The sequence below is a fragment of the Blastococcus deserti genome (assembly GCF_042682525.1).
In the GTDB taxonomy this organism is placed as follows: domain Bacteria; phylum Actinomycetota; class Actinomycetes; order Mycobacteriales; family Geodermatophilaceae; genus Blastococcus_B; species Blastococcus_B deserti.
On the sequence record NZ_JBHUHP010000010.1, the window covers coordinates 17,882 to 37,748 of the forward strand.

25 protein-coding genes are annotated in these 19,867 nt (G+C 74.1%); 15 read left to right on the forward strand and 10 right to left on the reverse strand.

All coding sequences use genetic code 11. From position 1 onward, the window contains the following. Positions 1-76: 76 nt before the first annotated feature. Positions 77-439 (reverse strand): DUF8129 domain-containing protein, encoded by a 363-nt coding sequence (locus tag ACFSHS_RS10910; RefSeq protein ID WP_376875265.1) that lies wholly within the window; start codon positions 437-439, stop codon positions 77-79. A gap of 156 nt (positions 440-595) precedes the next feature. On the opposite strand from ACFSHS_RS10910, the gene ACFSHS_RS10915 reads away from it, so the two are divergent. From ACFSHS_RS10915 to ACFSHS_RS10930, 4 genes are read left to right on the forward strand one after another with little or no spacing between them, the layout of a single operon-like run. Next, on the forward strand, positions 596-1,726 hold the full coding sequence (locus ACFSHS_RS10915; protein WP_376875268.1) for a baeRF2 domain-containing protein: 1,131 nt from the start codon (positions 596-598) through the stop codon (positions 1,724-1,726). A gap of 31 nt (positions 1,727-1,757) precedes the next feature. Beyond that, complete coding sequence (locus ACFSHS_RS10920; protein WP_376875270.1) at positions 1,758-2,015, forward strand: DUF2795 domain-containing protein; 258 nt, start codon at positions 1,758-1,760, stop codon at positions 2,013-2,015. A gap of 10 nt (positions 2,016-2,025) precedes the next feature. Continuing rightward, positions 2,026-2,268 (forward strand): hypothetical protein, encoded by a 243-nt coding sequence (locus ACFSHS_RS10925; protein ID WP_376875272.1) that lies wholly within the window; start codon positions 2,026-2,028, stop codon positions 2,266-2,268. Position 2,269: 1 nt separating this feature from the next. Beyond that, positions 2,270-2,656 carry an acyl-CoA thioesterase gene (locus ACFSHS_RS10930; RefSeq protein WP_376875274.1) on the forward strand — a complete coding sequence of 129 codons (387 nt, stop codon included), beginning with the start codon at positions 2,270-2,272 and terminating at the stop codon, positions 2,654-2,656. 168 nt (positions 2,657-2,824) lie between these two features. Here the strand turns inward: ACFSHS_RS10930 and ddaH are convergent, their stop codons facing one another. Continuing rightward, on the reverse strand, positions 2,825-3,667 hold the full coding sequence (gene ddaH, locus ACFSHS_RS10935) for a dimethylargininase (RefSeq protein ID WP_376875277.1): 843 nt from the start codon (positions 3,665-3,667) through the stop codon (positions 2,825-2,827). 231 nt (positions 3,668-3,898) lie between these two features. Between ddaH and ACFSHS_RS10940 the strand changes: the two genes are divergently transcribed. The 3 genes from ACFSHS_RS10940 to ACFSHS_RS10950 are packed head-to-tail and all read left to right on the forward strand — an operon-like array spanning position 3,899 to position 6,309. Beyond that, positions 3,899-4,786: an alpha/beta fold hydrolase gene (locus ACFSHS_RS10940; protein ID WP_376875280.1), complete on the forward strand. Its 888-nt coding sequence runs from the start codon at positions 3,899-3,901 to the stop codon at positions 4,784-4,786. Between the two features lie 52 nt (positions 4,787-4,838). Further along, complete coding sequence (locus ACFSHS_RS10945; protein WP_376875283.1) at positions 4,839-5,267, forward strand: ChaB family protein; 429 nt, start codon at positions 4,839-4,841, stop codon at positions 5,265-5,267. Between the two features lie 52 nt (positions 5,268-5,319). Then, positions 5,320-6,309: an SDR family oxidoreductase gene (locus ACFSHS_RS10950; protein WP_376875286.1), complete on the forward strand. Its 990-nt coding sequence runs from the start codon at positions 5,320-5,322 to the stop codon at positions 6,307-6,309. A 4-nt stretch (positions 6,310-6,313) separates the two neighbouring features. Here ACFSHS_RS10950 and ACFSHS_RS10955 read toward each other — a convergent pair whose 3' ends face one another. Then, positions 6,314-7,624, reverse strand: a complete 1,311-nt coding sequence (locus ACFSHS_RS10955; protein WP_376875289.1) for a M24 family metallopeptidase — start codon at positions 7,622-7,624, stop codon at positions 6,314-6,316. 125 nt (positions 7,625-7,749) lie between these two features. Further along, the gene (locus tag ACFSHS_RS10960) at positions 7,750-8,928 is read right to left on the reverse strand and encodes a GGDEF domain-containing protein (protein ID WP_376875292.1); all 1,179 of its coding nucleotides are present in this window, start codon (positions 8,926-8,928) and stop codon (positions 7,750-7,752) included. A gap of 123 nt (positions 8,929-9,051) precedes the next feature. On the opposite strand from ACFSHS_RS10960, the gene ACFSHS_RS10965 reads away from it, so the two are divergent. From ACFSHS_RS10965 to ACFSHS_RS10980, 4 genes are all read left to right on the forward strand, one after another. Further along, on the forward strand, positions 9,052-9,525 hold the full coding sequence (locus ACFSHS_RS10965; RefSeq protein ID WP_376875295.1) for a cupin domain-containing protein: 474 nt from the start codon (positions 9,052-9,054) through the stop codon (positions 9,523-9,525). 71 nt (positions 9,526-9,596) lie between these two features. Next, the gene (locus tag ACFSHS_RS10970; protein WP_376875298.1) at positions 9,597-9,779 is read left to right on the forward strand and encodes a hypothetical protein; all 183 of its coding nucleotides are present in this window, start codon (positions 9,597-9,599) and stop codon (positions 9,777-9,779) included. Between the two features lie 92 nt (positions 9,780-9,871). Next, on the forward strand, positions 9,872-10,567 hold the full coding sequence (gene npdG / locus ACFSHS_RS10975; protein ID WP_376875301.1) for an NADPH-dependent F420 reductase: 696 nt from the start codon (positions 9,872-9,874) through the stop codon (positions 10,565-10,567). A gap of 82 nt (positions 10,568-10,649) precedes the next feature. After that, positions 10,650-11,408, forward strand: coding sequence for a helical backbone metal receptor (locus ACFSHS_RS10980; protein ID WP_376875304.1), 759 nt, complete (start codon positions 10,650-10,652; stop codon positions 11,406-11,408). On the opposite strand, the gene ACFSHS_RS10985 is transcribed toward ACFSHS_RS10980, so the two are convergent. After that, positions 11,398-11,628: a hypothetical protein gene (locus ACFSHS_RS10985; RefSeq protein WP_376875307.1), complete on the reverse strand. Its 231-nt coding sequence runs from the start codon at positions 11,626-11,628 to the stop codon at positions 11,398-11,400. The genes ACFSHS_RS10980 and ACFSHS_RS10985 overlap by 11 nt on opposite strands. Positions 11,629-11,725: 97 nt before the next feature. Here ACFSHS_RS10985 and ACFSHS_RS10990 point away from each other — a divergent pair, with 97 nt between their 5' ends. Further along, positions 11,726-12,106, forward strand: a complete 381-nt coding sequence (locus tag ACFSHS_RS10990) for a DUF2784 domain-containing protein (protein ID WP_376875310.1) — start codon at positions 11,726-11,728, stop codon at positions 12,104-12,106. A gap of 43 nt (positions 12,107-12,149) precedes the next feature. On the opposite strand, the gene ACFSHS_RS10995 is transcribed toward ACFSHS_RS10990, so the two are convergent. The 4 genes from ACFSHS_RS10995 to ACFSHS_RS11010 form a co-directional block, all read right to left on the reverse strand. Beyond that, on the reverse strand, positions 12,150-13,286 hold the full coding sequence (locus ACFSHS_RS10995; protein WP_376875313.1) for a glycosyltransferase: 1,137 nt from the start codon (positions 13,284-13,286) through the stop codon (positions 12,150-12,152). Positions 13,287-13,377: 91 nt separating this feature from the next. Next, complete coding sequence (gene panB, locus ACFSHS_RS11000) at positions 13,378-14,208, reverse strand: 3-methyl-2-oxobutanoate hydroxymethyltransferase (RefSeq protein ID WP_376875316.1); 831 nt, start codon at positions 14,206-14,208, stop codon at positions 13,378-13,380. Beyond that, complete coding sequence (locus ACFSHS_RS11005) at positions 14,205-16,040, reverse strand: NAD+ synthase (protein ID WP_376875319.1); 1,836 nt, start codon at positions 16,038-16,040, stop codon at positions 14,205-14,207. Before ACFSHS_RS11005 ends, panB begins: the two co-directional genes overlap by 4 nt. 70 nt (positions 16,041-16,110) lie before the next feature. Next, complete coding sequence (locus tag ACFSHS_RS11010) at positions 16,111-16,968, reverse strand: slipin family protein (RefSeq protein ID WP_376875322.1); 858 nt, start codon at positions 16,966-16,968, stop codon at positions 16,111-16,113. A gap of 202 nt (positions 16,969-17,170) precedes the next feature. On the opposite strand from ACFSHS_RS11010, the gene ACFSHS_RS11015 reads away from it, so the two are divergent. Beyond that, positions 17,171-17,524, forward strand: coding sequence for a DUF488 domain-containing protein (locus tag ACFSHS_RS11015; RefSeq protein ID WP_376875325.1), 354 nt, complete (start codon positions 17,171-17,173; stop codon positions 17,522-17,524). Here ACFSHS_RS11015 and ACFSHS_RS11020 read toward each other — a convergent pair. Then, positions 17,503-18,495, reverse strand: coding sequence for a universal stress protein (locus ACFSHS_RS11020; RefSeq protein ID WP_376875328.1), 993 nt, complete (start codon positions 18,493-18,495; stop codon positions 17,503-17,505). The two genes, ACFSHS_RS11015 and ACFSHS_RS11020, sit on opposite strands and share 22 nt — an antisense overlap. A 151-nt stretch (positions 18,496-18,646) precedes the next feature. Between ACFSHS_RS11020 and ACFSHS_RS11025 the strand changes: the two genes are divergently transcribed. Next, positions 18,647-19,105, forward strand: coding sequence for a MarR family winged helix-turn-helix transcriptional regulator (locus ACFSHS_RS11025; protein WP_376875331.1), 459 nt, complete (start codon positions 18,647-18,649; stop codon positions 19,103-19,105). Positions 19,106-19,134: 29 nt separating this feature from the next. Beyond that, positions 19,135-19,836 (forward strand): helix-turn-helix transcriptional regulator, encoded by a 702-nt coding sequence (locus ACFSHS_RS11030; RefSeq protein WP_376875334.1) that lies wholly within the window; start codon positions 19,135-19,137, stop codon positions 19,834-19,836. The last annotated feature ends 31 nt before the right edge of the window (positions 19,837-19,867 follow it).

The following is a 19,867-nucleotide window of genomic DNA, read 5'->3' on the forward strand; positions in this document are numbered from 1 at the left end:
CGCGGGTGCGACGGACAGTGGCATCGGTGCCGACCACGTCCTGACCACGTCCGCCGCACCCGGCTCGATCGAGGGGTCAGCCGGACTTCTTGTGCGATCCGCTTCCCCGGGGCTGGCCCGGGTTGGTCGGGTCGCCGTGGGACGGCGGGTTCACCGGCGGCCCGGTCGTCGCCGCGGAGACCGGCGACCCACCGGCCGCCGACGGCGGTGCGTCCGCGCCCACAGCCGCCGGGTCACCGCCCGAGGGCTGCGCGCCCTCCTGCAGCCCCTTCAGCCGGTTCTGCATCGCCGACACGACCTGCACCCGGTTGGCGTGCCCCTGCTCGTAGTCGAGAAGCGTCTGCAGTCCACCCCTGTCGAGGGTGCGGATGCGGGAGATGAGCGAACCCACGGGCAGGTGGTCGTAGTCGGGCAGCGGCAGGTCGTCGCGCTCGGTCAAGGTTCCTCCTCATGGTGGCCTGCGTCGGGGTGCGGCCTACCCGCTCCGGCGGATCCGACACCGGGTGTGAGGACCGGGTCGATGGGTAGGCGGGCGACAGCGGAGGTGCCCGACGCGCGGGCGCCCACCGATCGACCGAGGAGTTGCCCCACCGTCATGGACGTGTCCTTCCTGCAGCCGGTCTTCGCAGCCACCGGGCCCTTCGCCACGGTCTGCGCGGACGTCACGCACACCACCGAGAACGCCGACACCGAACTCGAGCTGCGGGTGCGAGCGATCGCCGAGCGGCTGAGCGAGCAGGGCGCGCCCGAGGCCGTCGTCGAGGTCCTGCGGAGCCGGCTGCTGGAGGGCAACGACGGCGGCGAGGCAGGAACGCTCCGGGGCCGCGCGGTCGTCGTCGCCGCCGACGGCTCCGTGGTCCTCGACCAGGCACTGCGCGATGCGCCGGCGCGCGAGATCGCGGAGTGGAGCCCCCAGGCGAACCTGCTGCCGATCCTCCGCCAGCTGCCGGGTCGGGTGCCGCACATCGTCGTCCTCACCGACCGCACCGGGGCCGACATCACCTACCTGGGGATGCCGGGCCAGGTCGAGGAGGAGGAGACGGTCAAGGGCGACACCTTCCAGATCCGCAAGTTCCAGGGCGGCGGCTGGGCGCACCACCGCTATCAGCACAACGCCGAGAACAAGTGGATCCAGAACGCCGAGGACGTCGCGGGGCACATCTCGTCGATGGTCCGGCGGCTGTCCCCGCGGTTCGTCCTGATGGCCGGCGACATGCGCGCCCGCCAGATCCTCCACGACCGGGCGAGCGACCTGTGGTCGGACCTGATCGTCTCGATGGACGAGGGCGGCCGGGCCGCCGGCGCCGACCGGGAGCCGGTCGACCGGCGGACGGAGGAGCTCGTCGCCGAGCACGAGGCGCGCGAGTGCGCCGAGGTGCTCGAGCAGATCCAGGCCGCCGGCGCCCACGGGCTGGCAGTCACGGGCAAGGAGCGGGTTGTCGAGGCGCTGCGCAAGGGCCAGGTGGAGACGCTGGTGCTCGCCGACGAGCCCGGCGACGACACCCTCCTGGTCGGCAGCTCTCCGCTGGAGCTCGGCGTCAACCAGCACGACATGGACGCGCTCGCCATCCACGGCGAGATCGTCCCGGCCGACCGCGCCCTGCTCGCCGCCGCCGTCGCCAACAGCGCCGGGGTCGTGGTGGTGCCGCGCTCGGCGATGCCCGACGACGCCCCCGTGGCCGCCGTCCTGCGCTACACCGACGCCTCCACGGCGTCCGGTTCCTGATCCGCGTTCCGACCGAAGGAGAACGTTCCCCGTGAGCGACCCGCACCAGCCCGCCACCTCGCCCGGCACCGACCAGGGCGACATCGAGCGCCGCGCCGCGCTCGCCGAGGCCCTGGGCAAGGAGGTGTGGCCCGCCGACCGGGACACCCTCGTGGCCAAGGCGCAGGAGGGCAACGCGCCGGACGCCGTCCTCGGGCAGCTGCGCCGGCTGCCCGAGGGCCGGCAGTTCCAGAACGTGCAGGACGTCGCCCAGGCGCTGGGTCTGGGCACCGAGCAGCAGCGGTTCTGACATGCCGTCGATGAAGGACCCTTCGCCCGAGGCCATTGCGAACGTCACCGAGCACAACGTGCGGACCCGCGCCCAGCTGCTGCCGGAGGAGGTGGCGGTGGAGGGGCACCCGGACCCGGCGAAGGGCGACCTCGACCCCGAGGTCCAGGCGGCGGTGATCCTCGCCGAGTCCGAGGAACGCACGGTCAACACCGATCCGGACGACGCCCAGGGCGCTCACCGCCAGTCGGCGGAGACCGCCGACCAGCCCTGACGTGCGGCACGAGCACCCGGTCCAGCTGCGCTGGTCCGATCCCGACTCGCTCGGGCACGTCAACCACGCCCGCGCGCTGAGCCTCCTCGAGGACGCCCGGCTCGCGATGGTCGAGGGCCCGGGCGCGTCGATGATCCTGGCGCGGCTGGAGGTGGACTACCTGCGGCAGCTGTACTACCGGGTCGGCGAGCGGCCGTGCGTGACCAGCTGGGTGACGCACCTGGGCACGAAGTCCCTCACGCTGCGGCAGGAGCTGGTGCAGGACGGCGAGGTGGCCATCCGTGCCGACGTCGTCCTCGTGATGTTCGACTTCGCCACCGACGCGAGCCGCGCGCTGACCGAGGACGAGCGCGTGCACTGGTCGAGGTACCTGGACGCGGAGGTCTGAGCGGCCCGGCGCTTCACCCACAGCTGCGGAAGCGGGCAGCGAACCGCTGGGTGGCGGTTGCACCAGCCCGACCGTCGCGGCTGACCCGCGAACAGCGGCCGCCGGCTCCCGGGGAACGTCACGGGAGCCGGCCGGCTGTCCGTTCGGCGGCGGGCGCCGCCGGGGATCTCAGGCGCGGATCTCCAGCGTGCAGCACTTGACGCTGCCGCCCGCCTTGAGCAGCTCCGACAGGTCCACGCCCACGGGCTCGTAACCGCGCTCCCGCAGCTGGGCGGCCAGGTCGGTGGCCGCGGCGGGCAGGACGACGTGCCGGCCGTCGGACACCGCGTTGAGGCCGAGCACCACGGCGTCGCCCTCGGTGGCCAGGACCGCGTCCGGGAACAGCCGCTGCAGGACGCCGCGGCTGCCCGGGCTGAAGGCCTCGGGGAAGTAGGCGACGTTGCTGTCGTCCAGCACGGCCAGCGCCGTGTCGAGGTGGTAGAAGCGCGGGTCGACCAGCTGGAGCGACACGACGGGGATGCCGAAGAGCTCCTGCACCTCGGCGTGCGCGCGGGGGTCGGTGCGGAAGCCGGTGCCCGCGAGCACGAGGTCCCCGAGGGTGAGGAAGTCGCCCTCGCCCTCGTTGACCGCTACCGGTGCCGTGACCTCCTTGAGGCCCAGCGTCTCCAGCCGGCGCAGGTAGGCCGGGCCCTCCGGGACCCGCTCGTCGTGGGTGAACCGGGCGCCCAGGGCCTGACCCTCGATCACCAGGCCGCCGTTGGCGGCGAACACCATGTCGGGCAGCCCCGGCACGGGGTCGATGAGCTCCACCTCGTGCCCGAGGTCCAGGTAGGTCTGCCGCAGGGTCTCCCACTGGCGCAGGGCCAGCTCCCGGTCGACGCCGAGCGTGACGTCCATCCACGGGTTGATGGCGTAGCTGACCTCGAAGTGGTCGGGGCGGCACATCAGGTAGCGCCGCGGCCGGGCGACCCGCTCGGTGCCGACGCGCGGGCGGGGGAGGACAGCCGTCACCGGAACTCCTCGGGGGAAGTCGAGGCGCCGGGGTCGGCGCGTCCGCTGGAACGGTAGACGCGGCCCGGACCGTCGACAACCGCCATCCATTGCGCTATCACCCGCGAACCGTTGCAGCGTCGAGCCGCAAACGACGGATCGTTGCGGACAGTAGGGCGTCCACGTCCGCCGCCCTCGCCGGCAGCCGGGGTCTCCCATGCGAACGCGCGTCGGCCTCGGCACGATGCGCGGATGGCAGGTTTCTTCGACGGCTTCGCGGAGTCGACGGTCGAGGTCGGGGACGGCGTCGAGCTGCGGGTGCGGACCGGCGGCAGCGGCCCCCCGGTGGTCCTGCTCCACGGGCACCCCCGCACGCACACCACCTGGCACCGGGTGGCTCCCCGTCTGGCGGCGGCGAGCCGATCGGTCGTCTGCCCGGACCTGCGCGGCTACGGCCGCTCGTCCAAGCCGCCGACGACCGAGGATCACGCCCCGTACTCGAAGCGGGCGATGGCCGGTGACGTCGTCTCCCTCATGCAGGCACTGGGGCACGACCGGTTCGCCGTCGTCGGCCACGACCGTGGCAGCTACGTGGCGATGCGGACGGCGCTGGACCATCCCGAGCGGGTCAGCCACCTCGCCGTCCTGGACAGCATCCCCATCGCCGAGGCGCTCGACCGCGCCGACGCCCGGTTCGCCGCCGCCTGGTGGCACTGGTTCTTCTTCGCCCAGCCGGACAAGCCCGAGCGGGCCATCACGTCCGATCCCGACGCCTGGTACGGCACCAGCGCACCGGGCAGGTCGGCAGCGATGGGGGAGGAGAACCACGCGGACTTCGTGGCCGCCGTCCACGACCCCGCGACGGTGCGGGCCATGCTGGAGGACTACCGCGCCGGCCTGGGCGTCGACCGCGCCGCCGACGAGGCCGACCGCGCCGCCGGACGGCGGATCACCTGCCCGACCCTCGTCCTCTGGTCGAGCCGCGACGATCTCGAGGAGCTGTTCGGCGATCCGCGAGCCATCTGGGCCGGCTGGACGACGGACCCCCGCGGCGGCGGGCCCGTCGACAGCGGCCATCACATGGCCGAGGAGGCGCCTGACGAGCTCGTCGCCGCGCTGGTCCCGTTCCTCCGGATGTGATCATGTCCGGGCACCTGGGTATGGGCGGGTCCGACGACCCGGGAGGAGACCCATGCCGAAGACCACCAGGGGCGGCAAGGCGAAGAAGGAAGAGCTGCCGAGCACCATCGCGCGCTCCGACGAGAAGGCCCAGCGCACCTACGCCAAGGCGCACGACTCGGCCGTGGAGTCCTACGGCGAAGGACGACGGGCCCATCAGACCGCCTACTCCGCCCTCAAGCACACCCACGAGAAGGTCGGCGACCACTGGGAGCCCAAGGAGGGCGGGAGGAAGGGCCCCAGCGACGAGCAGGCCCAGGGCGGCCGCGGCACGAACCGGAAGACGGCCGGCGGGGTGGACGCCAACGCGTCCAAGGACCACCTGCTCGAGGTCGCCAAGAAGCTCGACATCTCGGGGCGCTCCAGGATGAAGAAGGAGGAACTGGTCGAGGCCATCCAGAAGGCGAACGACAAGAAGACCGCCGACGCCCGCAAGACGTGATCCCGCGGCGCCGCCCGGGTTCCGCCGGGCGGTGCGGGGTAGGGCCGAGGGCATGACGCAGCCACGACCACTGTCCGAGCAGGCCGTCGTCGTCCTCGGTGCCTCCAGCGGCATCGGCCGGGCGACCGCCCTGGAGTTCGCCGGTCGCGGCGTCCGCCGGATCGCCGTGGCCTCACGTGGCGTCGAGGCGCTGGACACCCTCGTCGTCGACCTGGAGGCAGCCGGTGCCGAGGCGCTGGCCGTGCCGACCGACATCACCGACGAGGCGGCGGTCACCGCGCTGGCCCGGACCGCGGAGGAGCGCTTCGGCCGCATCGACACGTGGGTGACCGTGCCCGGGGTCGGCATCTGGGGCGCGGTGCAGGACATCTCGCTCGACGAGTGGCGCCGCGTCCTGGAGGTCAACTTCATCGGGCACGTGGCGGCGGCGCAGGTCGCCGTCCCGGCCCTGCAGCGGGCGGGAGCCGGTGTGCTCATCGGCATCGGTTCGGTCGAGGGCTACCGCTCGATGCCGTTCCACGCCCCCTACTCGGCCAGCAAGTTCGCCCTGCGGGCCTTCTACGACGCGCTGCGCATGGAGCTGGCCGACGCGGGCTCGCCGGTGTCGGTGAGCACGATCCTCCCGGCGGGCATCGGCACGCCGTTCTTCGAGCACGCCCGCACGAAGCTCGGGGCGATGCCCAAGCCGCCGCCGCCGGTCTACGCGCCCGAGCTGGTGGCCGAGGCGATCGTGCGTGCCTCCGAGCACCCACGCCGCGAGATCCCCGTGGGCGACGCCGCGCTGGGTTTCCTCGCCGGTCAGCGGTTCAGCCCCGCCCTGACCGACGCCTTCCTGTCGCTGGCCGGGCGGCAGCTGCAGACCACCGACCGTCCCGACGACGGCACCGACATCCTCGACTCGCCGACGCCGGGTCCCGGCGCCGTGCGCGGCGCGTTCGCCGACCAGCTGCTGACCACCAGCCCCCTCACCCGGGCCGCCGGGGCGGTGGTGCGGCCGGGGGAGCTCCTCCTGAAGGCCAGGCGGTTCCTGGCCAACCGGTGACCCGTCAGCCTGCCGGGACGAGGATGAGCTCGGTCTGCCGGCCGTCGAGGTATTCCACGCCGTCGTCGGTGAGGGCGATGCCCTGCTCGAGTGCCATCCGCACGCACTGCCCGCCCCACTCGGGCACCGGCCTGCGCACCGCGAGCTCGAGCGCGTACACGGTGTCGGGGTGGACCGGATAGTCGCCCGCGCCGGGGACGCCGCCCTGCTCGTCCCACAACCCGATCGCCGGACCCGCCCCGTGGCCGTGGAAGCCGACCGGGTGCGAGTAGACGTCGGCCTCGATCCCCTCGGCGGCGGCCGCCGCACGGGCCCGCGCGAGCACCTCGTTGCCGGTCCGCCCGGGGATGAGCGCTGCCGTGGTCAGGTCCTGCATCCGGTTGCCCACGCGCAGCGCCTCCCGCAGCCCGGCCGGGGCGCCGGTCTCACCGGGCCGCAGCACGTAGCCGTTGCGCTGGGTGTCGGTCCGCAGCCCCAGGCTGGACAGGCCGACGTCGCAGTGCACGAGGTCGCCGGGCTCGATCACGGAGTCGTACGGGACGGCGGGCAGCAGGGTGCCGCGCTCCTCGGCCAGCGGCACCCCCGCGCGCTGCAGCGAGACGGTGGGCTGAAACCACGGCTCGACGCCCAGGTCGTGGAGGCGCTGGCGGATCCACCACGCGAGGTCGAGCGCCGTCGTCGTCCCGGCGACGAGGACGGCGGGCGAGTACGCCTCGTCGATGACCGCGTGCACGAGTCGGTTCAGGGCGTGCAGTGCCCGGATCTCCTCCGGCAGCCGTGTCTCGAGCCAGCCGACGACCAGGTCCTCCGCGGAGACCAGGCGATGGGCGTAGGCGCCGAGGGCCTCGGTCACCAGCCGGTGGTCGGTGTGCGACAGCCCGTCGGCCAGCCCGAAGGTCCCGGAGACGTCGATGCCGATGCGCGCGGGGTCGGCCTGCTCCACGATCCGCCGGACCGCGGCCCACTGGGACCGCTCGGCGGGCACGCCCGGAGCGTCGTCCGGGGACCACGCGGCCAGGAACTGGCCCACCGGATAGCGGGACACCGCGGCCGCGGTGACGCCGTCGTCGCTGCGGTGCAGCACGAGGATCGTGCGGCGGCGGGCGGACAGCCAGGTCGCCGGGAGCAGCGTCGCGAGCACCGGGTCCTCGTTGTACTCGCGGCCGATGACGAGCCACAGGTCGACGCCGGCGCGGTCCATCAGGCCGGGCAGGACGTCGAGCAGGCGTTGGGTGAGCCAGCGGTCGCGCACGTCGGCCTGCTCGCGCAGCGGCAACGGAACCGCGCGGGTGGGGTCCGGCGCCACCAGCGTCATGGGTCCAGCGAAGCAGAAAGAGGACCTTCCTGCCCCCCGGCACTCGCAGGCTCGCGCCGGGCCCCTGCAGGAAGGCCGGGCGTGCGGGGGTCCTCTTTCAGGCGACGTCTTTCAGGCGACGTCTTTCAGGCGACGTCGCTGGTGGGGGAGCCGGCTCCGACGGCGACCTCCCCGGACATCAGGGGAGCCAGCTCCTCGGGTACGGGTGGCCGTGCACGCGGTACCGACACGGCGACGACGCGGTCCCGGCCACGCTGCTTGGCCTCGTACATGGCGGCGTCTGCGCGGTCGATCAGCCGCCACAGCGCGTCGGCCGGGTGCTCGCCGTCGGCCGGCCGCGCCACGGCGACCCCGACCGACGCGGTCACCGCGTGACCGTCCGCGCTGCGCCCGGACGCCACGGCCGACCGGAGCCGCTCGGCGAGGTGCTCGGCCTCGTCCTGGTCGCCGACCAGCCCCAGGACGACCAGTTCCTCGCCGCCGGTCCGGGCCAGGATGTCGCTGGGGCGGACGGCGTCCGAGAGCGAGCCGGCGACCGTCCGCAGGACGGCGTCCCCGGCGGCGTGCCCGTAGGCGTCGTTGAGCCGTTTGAAGTGGTCGAGGTCGAGGACCAGCGCGGTCACGCGGGTGCCGTCGCGACGCGCCTGGCGCCACAGTCGCGGTGCCTGCTCGACGAGGAACCGGCGGTTGAACAGCCCGGTGAGGGGATCCAGCCGGGTCAGGTCCTGCGTGGCGACCAGGAGCCGCTGCACCCGCCGGCGCAGGACGAAGACACCCAGGGCCCCGCCGTTCAGCACCCCGGCGCTGACGCCCACCTGCACGAGCAGCCCGGCGGCGTTGTCGTAGCTGGGCCACAGCGCGACCAGGCAGGCGGCCGTCGTCGCCACCATGTTGGTGCCCAGCTCCCAGGGGCCGAGGAACCAGGCCGCGACGAACGCCGGGAACAGCAGCATGAGCGGACTGGCGTAGCGGACCGGGTCCTGGATGCAGAGCGCGACGACGACGTAGATCAGGTCGCCGAGGAGCACCAGCCCGAACATGTGCCAGCGGCCGGCCCGCCGCCGCACGGCGAGGGGCACCGCCATCGCCAGTAGCATCGCCATCGTGGCGGCGTAGACCCAGCGCGGGCCGCCGGCCCGGAGCACTCCGTCGACGAGCAGGTTGACCGAGCCCATGACGGCGCCCAGGACGAGCATCACCGCCAGGGTGTAGGCCGCTATCCGGTGCTCCGGTCCCCGGCTGATCGCCGTGGCGCCCGGAACGAGGGCACCACCGTCCAGATCGGGCTGCCACCGGCCGGTCATGACAGAAGGATGCCGTACCGGAGCCGTTCTGTAACGGCCACGCCGCCGCATTTCTGTGTCGCGGCGGTACATCGCCGTCGCACCGGGTGCCCAGGAGGGCGCCGGACTGCCAGGGTGAGGCGCATGTCCCATGTCGATCCCGCGCTCGTCGACGTCCGAACGCTCGCCGACCACCCCCTGGTCTCCAACGGCGAGACCAGCAAGCTGCGCATGGTGGCGCCCGGGTCGGTGACGGCCGGCCGCTACGGGCTGGTCGAGTACCACGTCGCGCCGCACAGCCCGGGCGCCATGCCGCACTACCACCAGACGTTCTCGGAGTCCTTCTACGTGCTGTCGGGTCGGCTGACCGTCTACCACGCAGGGTCGTGGAACCCCTTCGGGCCCGGCGACTACGCGCTCGTGCACGAGCGCGGTGCCCACGGCTTCCGCAACGACGGCGACGAGTGGGCCTCGTTCCTCATCCTGTTCGCGCCCGGCATCGCCCGGGAGAACTTCTTCCTCGAGATGGCCGAGCTGCGGCGCAGTGGCCGCACCCTCAGCGCCGAGGAGATGACGGCCTTCTACGCCCGCCACGACCAGGTGATGGTCGACGCCTGAGCAGCCGCTCCCGGCCGGTGGGAGGGTGGACGCCGGCGGGAGCACCGCCCGTGCCACCCGAGGAGGCGCACATGGCCGGAGGACCCTGGTTCTTCTGTCTCAAGCACCACACCGTGGAGCCCCGGGACGGCTGCGCCGAACGGCACCGGCTGGGGCCGTACGAGACGCGCGAAGAGGCCGAGCACGCCCTCCAGTCCGTCGCCGAGCGCAACGCCCGGCTCGACGAGGAGGACCGGAGATGGCAGGGCGACTGAGGTCCGGCCTGGCCAACTGAGGAGCACCGGGCCGGTTCGGGGATGATTCGGCGCGGAGCACCGGGCTGTCCGGGGCCGAGCGAGGAGGTCGCGTGACGGACGGGCGCGCTGTGGAGGATCTGGTCGTCGGTGTGCTGGGCGGCACCGGCCCGCAGGGACGCGGTCTCGCCGTCCGGCTGGCCGCCGTCGGGCAGCGCGTCCTGCTGGGCAGCCGGGACGCCGAACGCGCCTCCGAGGTGGCTGCCGACGTCGCGGGCCGGGCCGCCGCTGCGGCCGGCGGCAGCGAGGTCTCGGTCCAGGGCGGTTCGAACGTCGACGTCGCGGGTGCCGCGGACGTCGTGATCGTCGCGGTCCCGTTCGCCGGGCACGCCGCCACGCTGGCCGAGCTGGCCACCCCGCTGGCCGGCAAGATCGTCGTCGACTGCGTGGTCCCGATGGGCTTCGACGAACTGGGCGCCTACGTCCTCGACGTCGAGGAGGGGAGCGCCGCCCAGCAGGCGGCGGCCCTCCTGCCCGACAGCCACGTCGTCGGCGCGTTCCACCACCTCTCCGCCGTCCTGCTCGAGGACCTGTCCCGGCCGACCCTCGACGGCGACGTCATGGTGGTGGGCGACGACCGGGCCTCGATGGACACGGTGCAGGCGCTGGCCGGCCGGCTGCCGGGCATGCGCGGCATCTACGCCGGGCGCCTGCGCAACGCCCGCCAGGTGGAGGCGCTGACGATCAACCTGGTGTCGGTGAACCGCCGGTACAAGGTCCACGCCGGCATCCGGGTCACCGACGTCTGAGCAAGGACCCCGTCCTCCTCATCCCTCGCAGGCTCGGGACGAGCCTCTGGACGGGGCCAGCGGCGGGGCTCTGCAGGGGGCCGTGACCCCTGTGTGGACCGACGACCGGGGGACGGCGTACACCGGTCCTCCGCCCCGGCGGGTCGTCTCCCTGGTGCCGTCGCTGACCGAGGCGATCGCCGCCACCGACGCCGGGCTGCTGGCCGGCGCCACCGACTGGTGCACCCATCCGGCGGGCCTGGACGTGCCCCGGGTGGGCGGCACGAAGTGGCCGGACCTCGCGCGGGTGCTGGGCCTGCGGCCCGACCTCGTCGTGGCCAACGCCGAGGAGAACCGGGCGGAGGACGTCGAGGCACTGCGGGTCGCCGGCATCCCGGTCTGGGTGACCGCGCCGGCCACGGTCGACCAGGCGCTGGACTCGCTGGAGCGGCTCTGCTCGGTCCTCGACCGCCCCCGGCCGGGGTGGCTGGCCAGAGCCCGCGAGGTCTGGGCGGAGCCGCCGACCGTGCCCGACGTGCGTGCCGTCGTCCCGATCTGGCGGCGCCCGTGGATGGTGCTGGGGCGGAACACCTTCGCCGGCGACCTTCTGGGCCGGCTCGGCGTCCACAACGTGTTCGCGCAGGCCGCGGACCGGTACCCGCGGCTGGCGAAGGACGAGCCGGCCCGCGTCGACGCGGAGCTGGTGGTGTTCCCCGACGAGCCCTACGCCTTCACCCCGGAGGACGGGCCGGAGGCCTGGCCGCAGGCGCGGGCGGTGTTCGTCAGCGGCCGGCACCTCACCTGGTACGGGCCGTCGCTGGTGGAGGCACCGGAGGTGCTGGTCTCCCAGCTCAGCCGCTGACCTCCGGACCCGGGGCGTCCGGGCCGGCGCTGCCACTGCCGAGGGCGTCGACGGCCAGGACCGCGGGCAGGATGCCCAGGCTGGTGCGCTGACGCACCAGCCGCACCGCCTCGGTCCGCCGGCCCTCGGCCAGCAGGGGACGGACCTCGTCAGCCAGCGCGTCCGGCAGGATGACGGGCATCGGGGGATCGTCGAACGCCCAGTTCCGCCACCAGCGCACGGACGGCACGGTACGGAGCCTCGGACGGGGCCGGCGCGATCCGCGCCGGCGACGCAGGATCCTGGTCCCCGTGCCGGTCCGCTGGGAGACTGGGCCCGTGGTGCTCGCCGCCCTGGTCGCGGTCCTGCACGGGGCCGTGGTCGTCCTCGTGCTCACCGGCTCGCTGCTGGCGCTGCGGTGGCCCCGCGTGCTGTGGGCCCACCTGCCGGTGACCCTGGCGGTCCTCGCGCTGTACCTCACGAACTCCCCCTGCCCGCTGACGACCTGGGAGCTCGAGCTGCGGGAGGCGGCGGGGGAGCCGCGCTATCGCGGCGGGTTCATCGGGCACTACATCACCGAGCCGATGGGCATCCCGATCGAGGCGACGGCGACCCAGGTCGCGATCTACCTCCTCGCTCTCTCGGTCAACGTCGTCGGCTACGGGCTGCTGATCGGTCGACACCAGCGCGCCAGGACCAGGGCGCGCACGGCCGCCTGAGCGCGACCGTGCAGTCGCCGGTGCTCGTGCCGGCCGCGAGCGCTCACCCGGCGGCGCGGTCACGACCGGCCAGGGCGGCCAGCGGCTCGACCAGTTCCGCCGGCGCCGGCATCGCGGCGATCTCGGCGGCCACCTCCCGCGCGGCCTCGGCGAGGGACGGGTCGCTGACCAGCCGCTCCAGGGTCGCGGCGGTGATCTCCTTGTCCGGAACCGCCAGGCCGGCGCCCCGGGCGGCCACCAGGCGGGCGTGCAGGGTCCGGTCACCGGCGCCGGGGACGACGACCTGCGGCACGCCCGCGGCGAGCGCGGTCATCACCGTGCCGGAGCCGCCGTGGTGGACGACGCCCGCGACATGCGGCATGACGGCGGCGAAGGGCAGCCAGTCGGTGGTCGTGACGTTCGGCGGCAGCGGACGCCGGACCGCCGCGCGGTCGGGCCGGACCAGGACGACGTCGACGTCGGCGTTCCCGGCCGCCTGCACGACCCGGGACATCATCCGGTCGGGACGCGGGTCGGCCACGGTCGACCGGCTGACCAGGACCACCGGGCGGGATCGGGGCCGGGCGAGGTGCTCGGGCACGTCGCCGTGCCCGGTCGCGGGCACGTAGCGCATCGGCCGTCCCCGGCGCTCTCCGGCGAGGCTCGGCGGCACGGCGACCACCGTGTCGGCCGGGTCGGGCAGCGGGTCGACCCCGAGACGGCGGGCGAGCCGGTCGAGGTGCGAGGTGACCGCGGTGTACAGCCTCCACCCGTCGTAGATGAGGGCGTCGACCAGCACCGACGGCACCGCCCGGCGTGCGGCCGCCAGAGCCCCCACCGGGGCGAGGCCCTCGTGCAGCACCAGGTCCGGCCGCCACTCGTCGGCCAGTGCCATCGTGCCGCCGGCCAACCGGGCGGTCATCGCGGCGAACATGAGACCGACGCCCTCCGTGCCGGTGTCCCCGGCGACCATCCGCAGGATCGGGACGGGATGCCGCAGCAGGGGGCCGGCGAAGACCCGCGCCGGCCGCACCCCGGGGGCGACGTCGTGGACCGGCACGCCCGCCTTCCGTGCGGCGTCCGCGCCCTCGGCCGCGGTGGCGACGACGACGTCGTGGCCGGCGTCCCGGAAGGCCTCGGCCAGCGGGACCAGTGGCAGCACGTGCCCCACCATGGGCGAGGCCACGAAGAGGACTCTCATGGGGCAAGGGTGCCGCCCCCGGCCGGTCCGCGGCAGGTCCCTGGTCGTGGCGGCCCGCGGGGCCGGCGGTGTCCCGGGAGGCCGGTGACCCCTACTCGAAGGAGTGCTCGGGACCGGGGAAGACGCCGCCCCGGACCTCGTCGGCGTACTCCCGAGCCGCCCGCAGCAACTCGCCGCGCAGGTCGGCGTACTTCTTCACGAACTTCGGCACCCGGCCGCCGTTGAGCCCGGCCATGTCCGGCCACACCAGCACCTGGGCATCGCAGTCGGCGCCCGCCCCGATGCCGATCGTCGGGATCGACAGCTCCTTGGTCACCTGGCCGGCGATCTCCGCCGGCACCATCTCCAGCACGACGGCGAACGCACCGGCCTCCTGGACGGCGTGCGCGTCGGCGAGCAGCTGCTCGGCCCCCGCACCGCGGCCCTGCACCCGGAAGCCGCCGAGGGCGTGCTCGCTCTGCGGCGTGAAGCCGATGTGCGCCATGACCGGGATGCCGGAGTCGTGCAGGAGCCTGATCTGCGGCGCGACACGGACGCCGCCCTCGAGCTTGACCGCCTGCGCACCGCCGTCCTTCATCAGCCGCACGGCGCTGGCGAAGGCCTGCTGCGGCCCGGCCTCGTAGCTGCCGAACGGCAGGTCGGCGACGATCAGCGCCCGCTTCGTCGACCGGGTGACCGCCCGGGTCATGAACAGGATGTCCTCGAGCGTCACGGGGACGGTGCTGTTCAGTCCCATCACGACGTTGCCGCCGGAGTCCCCGACCAGCATCACCGGGATGCCGGCCTCCTCGAAGATCTGCGCGCTGTAGGTGTCGTAGGCGGTCAGCATCGCCCACTTCTCGCCGCGCTCCTTGGCCTGCTGGAGGTGGTGGATGCGCACCCGGGCGGACGAGGTGCCGCCGTAGAGGACCGACTCGCTCATTTCCCCGCTCCTTCGCGGACCGTGGGCAGGCTCTCCCGCCACCGGTTGGTGATGGGCAGCCGCCGATCACGTCCGAACGCCTTGAGGCTGATCTTCGTTCCGGGGGCGGACTGCCTCCGCTTGAACTCGGCGGCGTCCACCAGGCGGAGCACCCGCGCCACCACGTCGGGATCGTGGCCGCGCTCGAGCAGCTGCGCCATGCCGAGGTCGCGGTCGACGTAGTCGGCGATGACCGCGTCGAGCTCCTCGTACGAGGGCAGCGAGTCGGTGTCGACCTGACCGGGCGCGAGTTCGGCCGACGGGGGCTTGTCGATCGAGTTCTGCGGGATCGGTTCGGTCTCGCCGCGGCGGCGCGCCTCCGCGTTGCGCCACCGCGCCAGCTCCCACACCAGCGTCTTCGGCACGTCCTTGATGGGCGCGAAGCCGCCCGCGGCGTCCCCGTAGAGCGTCGAGTAGCCGACGGCCACCTCGCTCTTGTTGCTGGTGGCCAGGAGCAGGTGCCCGTGCTGGTTGGACAGGGCCATGAGCAGGGTGCCGCGCACGCGGGCCTGCAGGTTCTCCGCGGCGACGCCGGAGAGCTCCACCGACTTCTCGTAGGCCTCGACCATCGGGGCGATCGGGACGACGGAGTAGTGCAGGCCCAGTCGCTGCGCGGAGTCCGCGGCGTCGGACAGCGAGTGCTCCGTGGACCACTTCGACGGCAGCCCCACGCCGTGCACGCGGTCGGCGCCCAGGGCGTCGACCGCGATGGCGGCGACCAGCGCCGAGTCGATGCCGCCGGACAGGCCCAGCACCACCGACGGCATCCCGTTCTTGTCGATGAAGTCGCGCAGCCCCAGGACCAGGGCGCGCCAGACCTCCTCGCAGTCGGTCAGCGGCTCGGCCACCGCGCCCGGCCGCGCCGCGAACGCCGGCACCGGCTGCTCGGAGAGCACGTGGCGGGTGACGGTCATGGGACCGACCCGCCCCTCGGTGCGCTCGGGCACCGAGGCGGGGTCGATGGTGAGGTCGACGGTGAGCAGGTGCTCGACGAACTGGGGTGCACGGGCGAGCAGCTCGCCGTCCGGCGCGACCGCCAGCGAGTCGCCGTCGAAGACGAGCTCGTCCTGCCCGCCCACCTGGTTGCAGTACAGGACGGTGGCTCGCGCCTCGTGGGCGCGGCGGCGGACCAGCGGCAGCCGCAGGTCGTCCTTGGCGCGCTCGTACGGCGAGGCGTTGGGGGAGACGACGAGGTCGGCACCGGCCGCGCCGATGACGCCGCACGGCCCGCCCTCCACCCAGAGGTCCTCGCACACGGTGAGGGCGACGTCGATGCCGTGCAGCCGCACGATCGGCATCTCGGTGCCGGGCACGAAGTAGCGGGCCTCGTCGAAGACGCCGTAGTTGGGCAGGTGCCGCTTGTAGTAGCGGACCACGACCTCGCCCCGGTACAGCAGCGCGGCGGCGTTGCGCGGGGCCCCGCGGCGGGGGTTGGCGTCGGCCGGCCGGTCGTCGTCGGTCGGGGGCTCGTCGATCGGTGCCGGGCCGCTGCCCTCCGTGTGGGCCAGGTACCCGACGACGACGGCGACGTCCCCGAGCCCCTGCTCGGCGAGCGTGCCGGCCAGGTCGACCACGGCCTGCTCGCTGGCGTGCGCGAACGACTCGCGCAGCACCAGGTCCTCGGGCGGATAGCCGGTCAGCGTCATCTCGGGGAAGACCACGAGATGCACCCCGTCGTCGGCGGCCCTGGCCGTCCACGTGGTCACCAGCTCGGCGTTCCCCGCCAGGTCGCCGACGCGGGTGTCGACCTGGGCCAGGCCCACCCGCAGCTGCACCGGTCGCTGATCGTTCACGGCCCCATCCTCGTCTCGGCCCGGTGCGCCCGGCGAGGCGGGGCACCGGACCGAGAGGGCCGCCGAGGCGTCAGCGGCCGTCGGCCGTCGCCGGTGCGACTCCGCCGGTGCGGTCCCGCGGTCCCGGGATCCCGGGAGCAGCGGAGGCGGCGGGTGCGGACGCGGTCTCCGGCGGCGTGGCGCGCTCGAGGAAGCGGAGGAGCTCCACGGGGAACGGCAGGACCAGCGTCGAGTTCTTCTCCGCGGCCACCTCGACGACGGTCTGCAGCAGCCGGAGCTGGAGTGCGGCCGGGTGCGCCGCCATCACCTCCGCCGCCTGGGCCAACTTCTCCGAGGCCTGCAGTTCCCCCTCGGCGGTGATGACCCGCGACCGGCGCTCCCGCTCCGCCTCCGCCTGGCGCGACATCGACCGCTTCATCGACTCGGGCAGCGCGACGTCCTTGATGTCCACGCGGTCGATGTGGACGCCCCAGTCGACGGCCGGGCTGTCCAGCATCAGCTCCAGGCCCTGGTTGAGCCGCTCGCGGTTGGACAACAGGTCGTCGAGGTCGCTCTTGCCGATGATCGAGCGCAGCGACGCCTGCGCGACCTGGCCGATCGCGGCCTGGTAGTTCTGCACGTCCACCACGACGCGGACGGGGTCGAACACCCGGTAGTAGACGACCGCGTCCACCTTCACGGTCACGTTGTCGCGGGTGATCCCCTCCTGGGCCGGGACCGGCATGGTGACGACCTGCATGTTGACCTTGTGCAGACGGTCCGCCACCGGGGCGATCAGCGTCAGCCCCGGGGGCCGCGGATCACCGCGCAACTGCCCGAAGCGCAGGACCACGCCCCGCTCGAACTGCGTGACGACGCGGACGCTCGTCCCGACCAGGAGGAGCAGACCCGCGAGCACGATCGCCAGGGTCACCAGGATGGCGTCCATCTCGGCCTCCGTCGTCCCGTCGGATGCGGTGCGGGCACGGGGACGACGTGCCCAGCGTAGGACCTCCCGGCCCCGGCGACGGGCCGGAGATCCCGCCTTCGCCGGCCCAGGGTTCTTCCACCCGCCCGGCATCGTGTCCACGCTGGGCGCCGGCGGACCGGCCACGGTCCCCGCTGCTGCCGGAGAACCGACGGAGGCCCGAGTGGGCGCCATCCACGTGGCTCGCGTCTACGACCGGGATGCGCTGCCCCCGGGCCGGCGCTTCCTCGTGGAGCGCCTGTGGCCGCGCGGGGTCCGCCGCGAGGACCTCGGGATCGAGGACTGGTTGCGCGACGTCGCGCCGAGCACGGAGCTGCGCCGCTGGTTCGGTCACGACCCCGACCGCTGGGAGGAGTTCCGACGGCGCTACGCCGCCGAGCTGGACGCCTCGCCCGAGGCCTGGCAGCCCCTGGTCGCCGCCGCCCGCAGGGGTCCGGTCGTCCTGCTGTTCGGCGCCCGCGACGGGGAGCGCAACAGCGCGGTGGCGCTGCGCGACTACCTGGCTGCCCACCGGTGAACCTCCGGTGCGGAGGGCTGGGTCCCGCGGCGCACCACGGCGACGGGACCCGCGGCCCCCTCGAGGAGGGCGCGGCTCACCGAGCGCACCAGGGGGCCGAGCCGCGCCCTCCGTCCGCGTGCGCCCACGACGACGAGCGCGGCACCGGCCGAGGCGCCGATCAGCGCGGAGCACGGGTCGCGCCGCACGACCGCGGTGCAGAGCCGGACCTCCGGGTACACCTGGCGCCAGCCGGCCACGGCGCCGTCGACGAGCGCGTACGCCGCGGCCTCGGTGGTGACCAGGGGAGCGGTCACCGCCTCGAGGTCGGCTGGGCAGTCGGCGGCCCAGGCGTGGAGCGCGGTGAGGGGGAGGCCGCGCTCGAACGCGGTGCGGAAGGCGAAGCCGACGGCGCCGTCGGAGTGCGGCAGGCCGTCGATCCCCACGATCACCCGCGAGAGGACGACCCGTGGGAGCGCGCGCTCCGGGACGGCGTCCCCCGACGGGCGGATCACCACGACGGGGCAGCCGGCGGAGGCCGTCACCCGCAGGCGGACCGATCCCGGTACCAGGCGCGGCACGCCCGGCCGGGGTCGCCGCCGGGACCCCAGGACGAGCAGGTGGGCGTCCCTGCTCTCCCGCAGGAGCACGCGCCGGGGCGAACCCCGGACGCCGTACGCGGAGGCGTCGACGCCCGGTGCGATCGACCGGGCCCGTGCCAGTTCGGCGTCGAGGAGCCGGGTGGCCGCGGCGAGCTGCACCGGCAGGCTGTCGGCCGCGGGGACGACACCCAGCGGATCCAGCACCAGCGGCGCGGGGAACGAGTGCACGATCCGCAGCCGCCGCTGCTGGGCGGCCGCTGCCGTGGCCGCCCACTCGACGGCCGCGGCAGAGCTGCCGTCGGCCGTGACGCCGACGACGAGGGGGGCCGCGAGCCGGTCGATCCGGCGGGTGATGGGCAGCACCGCGCGGGCGAAGGCAGGGTCCGCCATTAGCGCGGAGTCGAGCTCCTGCACGTTCCGACGTTCGTCGTCACTGAGCACGAGCCCTCCTCAGGGCGATGCGCACCGGCATTTGCATCGTAACGCGATACGTCCGGTGGAGGCAGCTCCCGGCGCCCCGTTCCCGTGGTCGAATGGCCCCGTGGCCCCGGTGGACGACGCATCGCCCGGCGCGCCGCTGACCAAGCGGGAGTTCGAGGCCCTCGCGCGGTTCCGGTTCGGCATCCGCCGCTACCTGCGCTTCAGCGAGGAGACCGTGCGCAGGCACGGGCTCACCCCGCAGCAGTACCAGTTGCTGCTCGCCCTGAAGGGGTTTCCCGATCGCGAGTGGGCGACGGTCCGCGAGCTGGCCGAGCGGTTGCAGCTGCGGCACCACAGCGTCGTGGAGCTGGTCGACCGCGCCCAGGGGCAGGATCTCGTCACCCGCGCCGCCAATCCCGACGACGCCCGCTCCGTCCGGATCCTCCTGACCGCGGCGGGGGAGGAGGTGCTGGGCCGGCTCAGCGCGCTGCACCGGGACGAGCTGCGCCGCCTGGATGCGACGCTGACCCCGCCCACCTGGGGGGATTCGGCGTTCCCGGCCGGCGGCGAACCTGTTTGACCAACGTCGATTGCTTCTAGAATCGTCGCGTGGACACCCGCGCCGCTCACGTCGCCGCCGTCGCCGCGCTGGCCGAGCCGACCCGGCGCCGGCTGTACGACCACGTCGTCCGGCAGCCGGCGCCGGTCGGACGTGACGAGGTAGCCGCCGCCGTCGGCGTCCCGCGGGCGACCGTGGCCTTCCACCTGGACCGCCTGGTGGACGACGGGCTGCTCGACGTGCACTACGAGCGCCGGAGCGGGAGGAGCGGCCCGGGTGCCGGCCGGCCCGCGAAGCTCTACCGGCGGTCGGACTGCTCGGTGGCCGTCTCGTTCCCGGAGCGGCACTACGACCTGGCCGGTGACCTCCTGGCCGCCGCCGTGACCGACGCCGAGCGGCAGGGAGAGCGGCCGGCCGTCGCCCTCGACCGGCGCGCGTACGCGCGAGGCCGCGAACTCGCCTCGCCCGTCGGCGGGCCCGCGGGCCGGGAGGCCGTGCTGCGCGTGCTGGAGGCGCACGGGTACGAGCCGCGCGTCGAGGAGGGCGGCATCACCCTCGCCAACTGCCCGTTCCACGCCCTCGCGCGGGAGCACACCCAGCTCGTGTGCGGCATGAACCTGCGGTTGCTCGAGGGGCTCCTGGACGGCGTCGCGTCCAGCGGGCTCACCGCTCGTCTGCGGCCGGCTCCGGGGGCCTGCTGCGTGCGCATGGACCGGGACGTCTCGCCGGGGAGCGGCTCGCCGAACGGTTGACAGCCGTGGAACGCAGGTCTCTACTGATAAC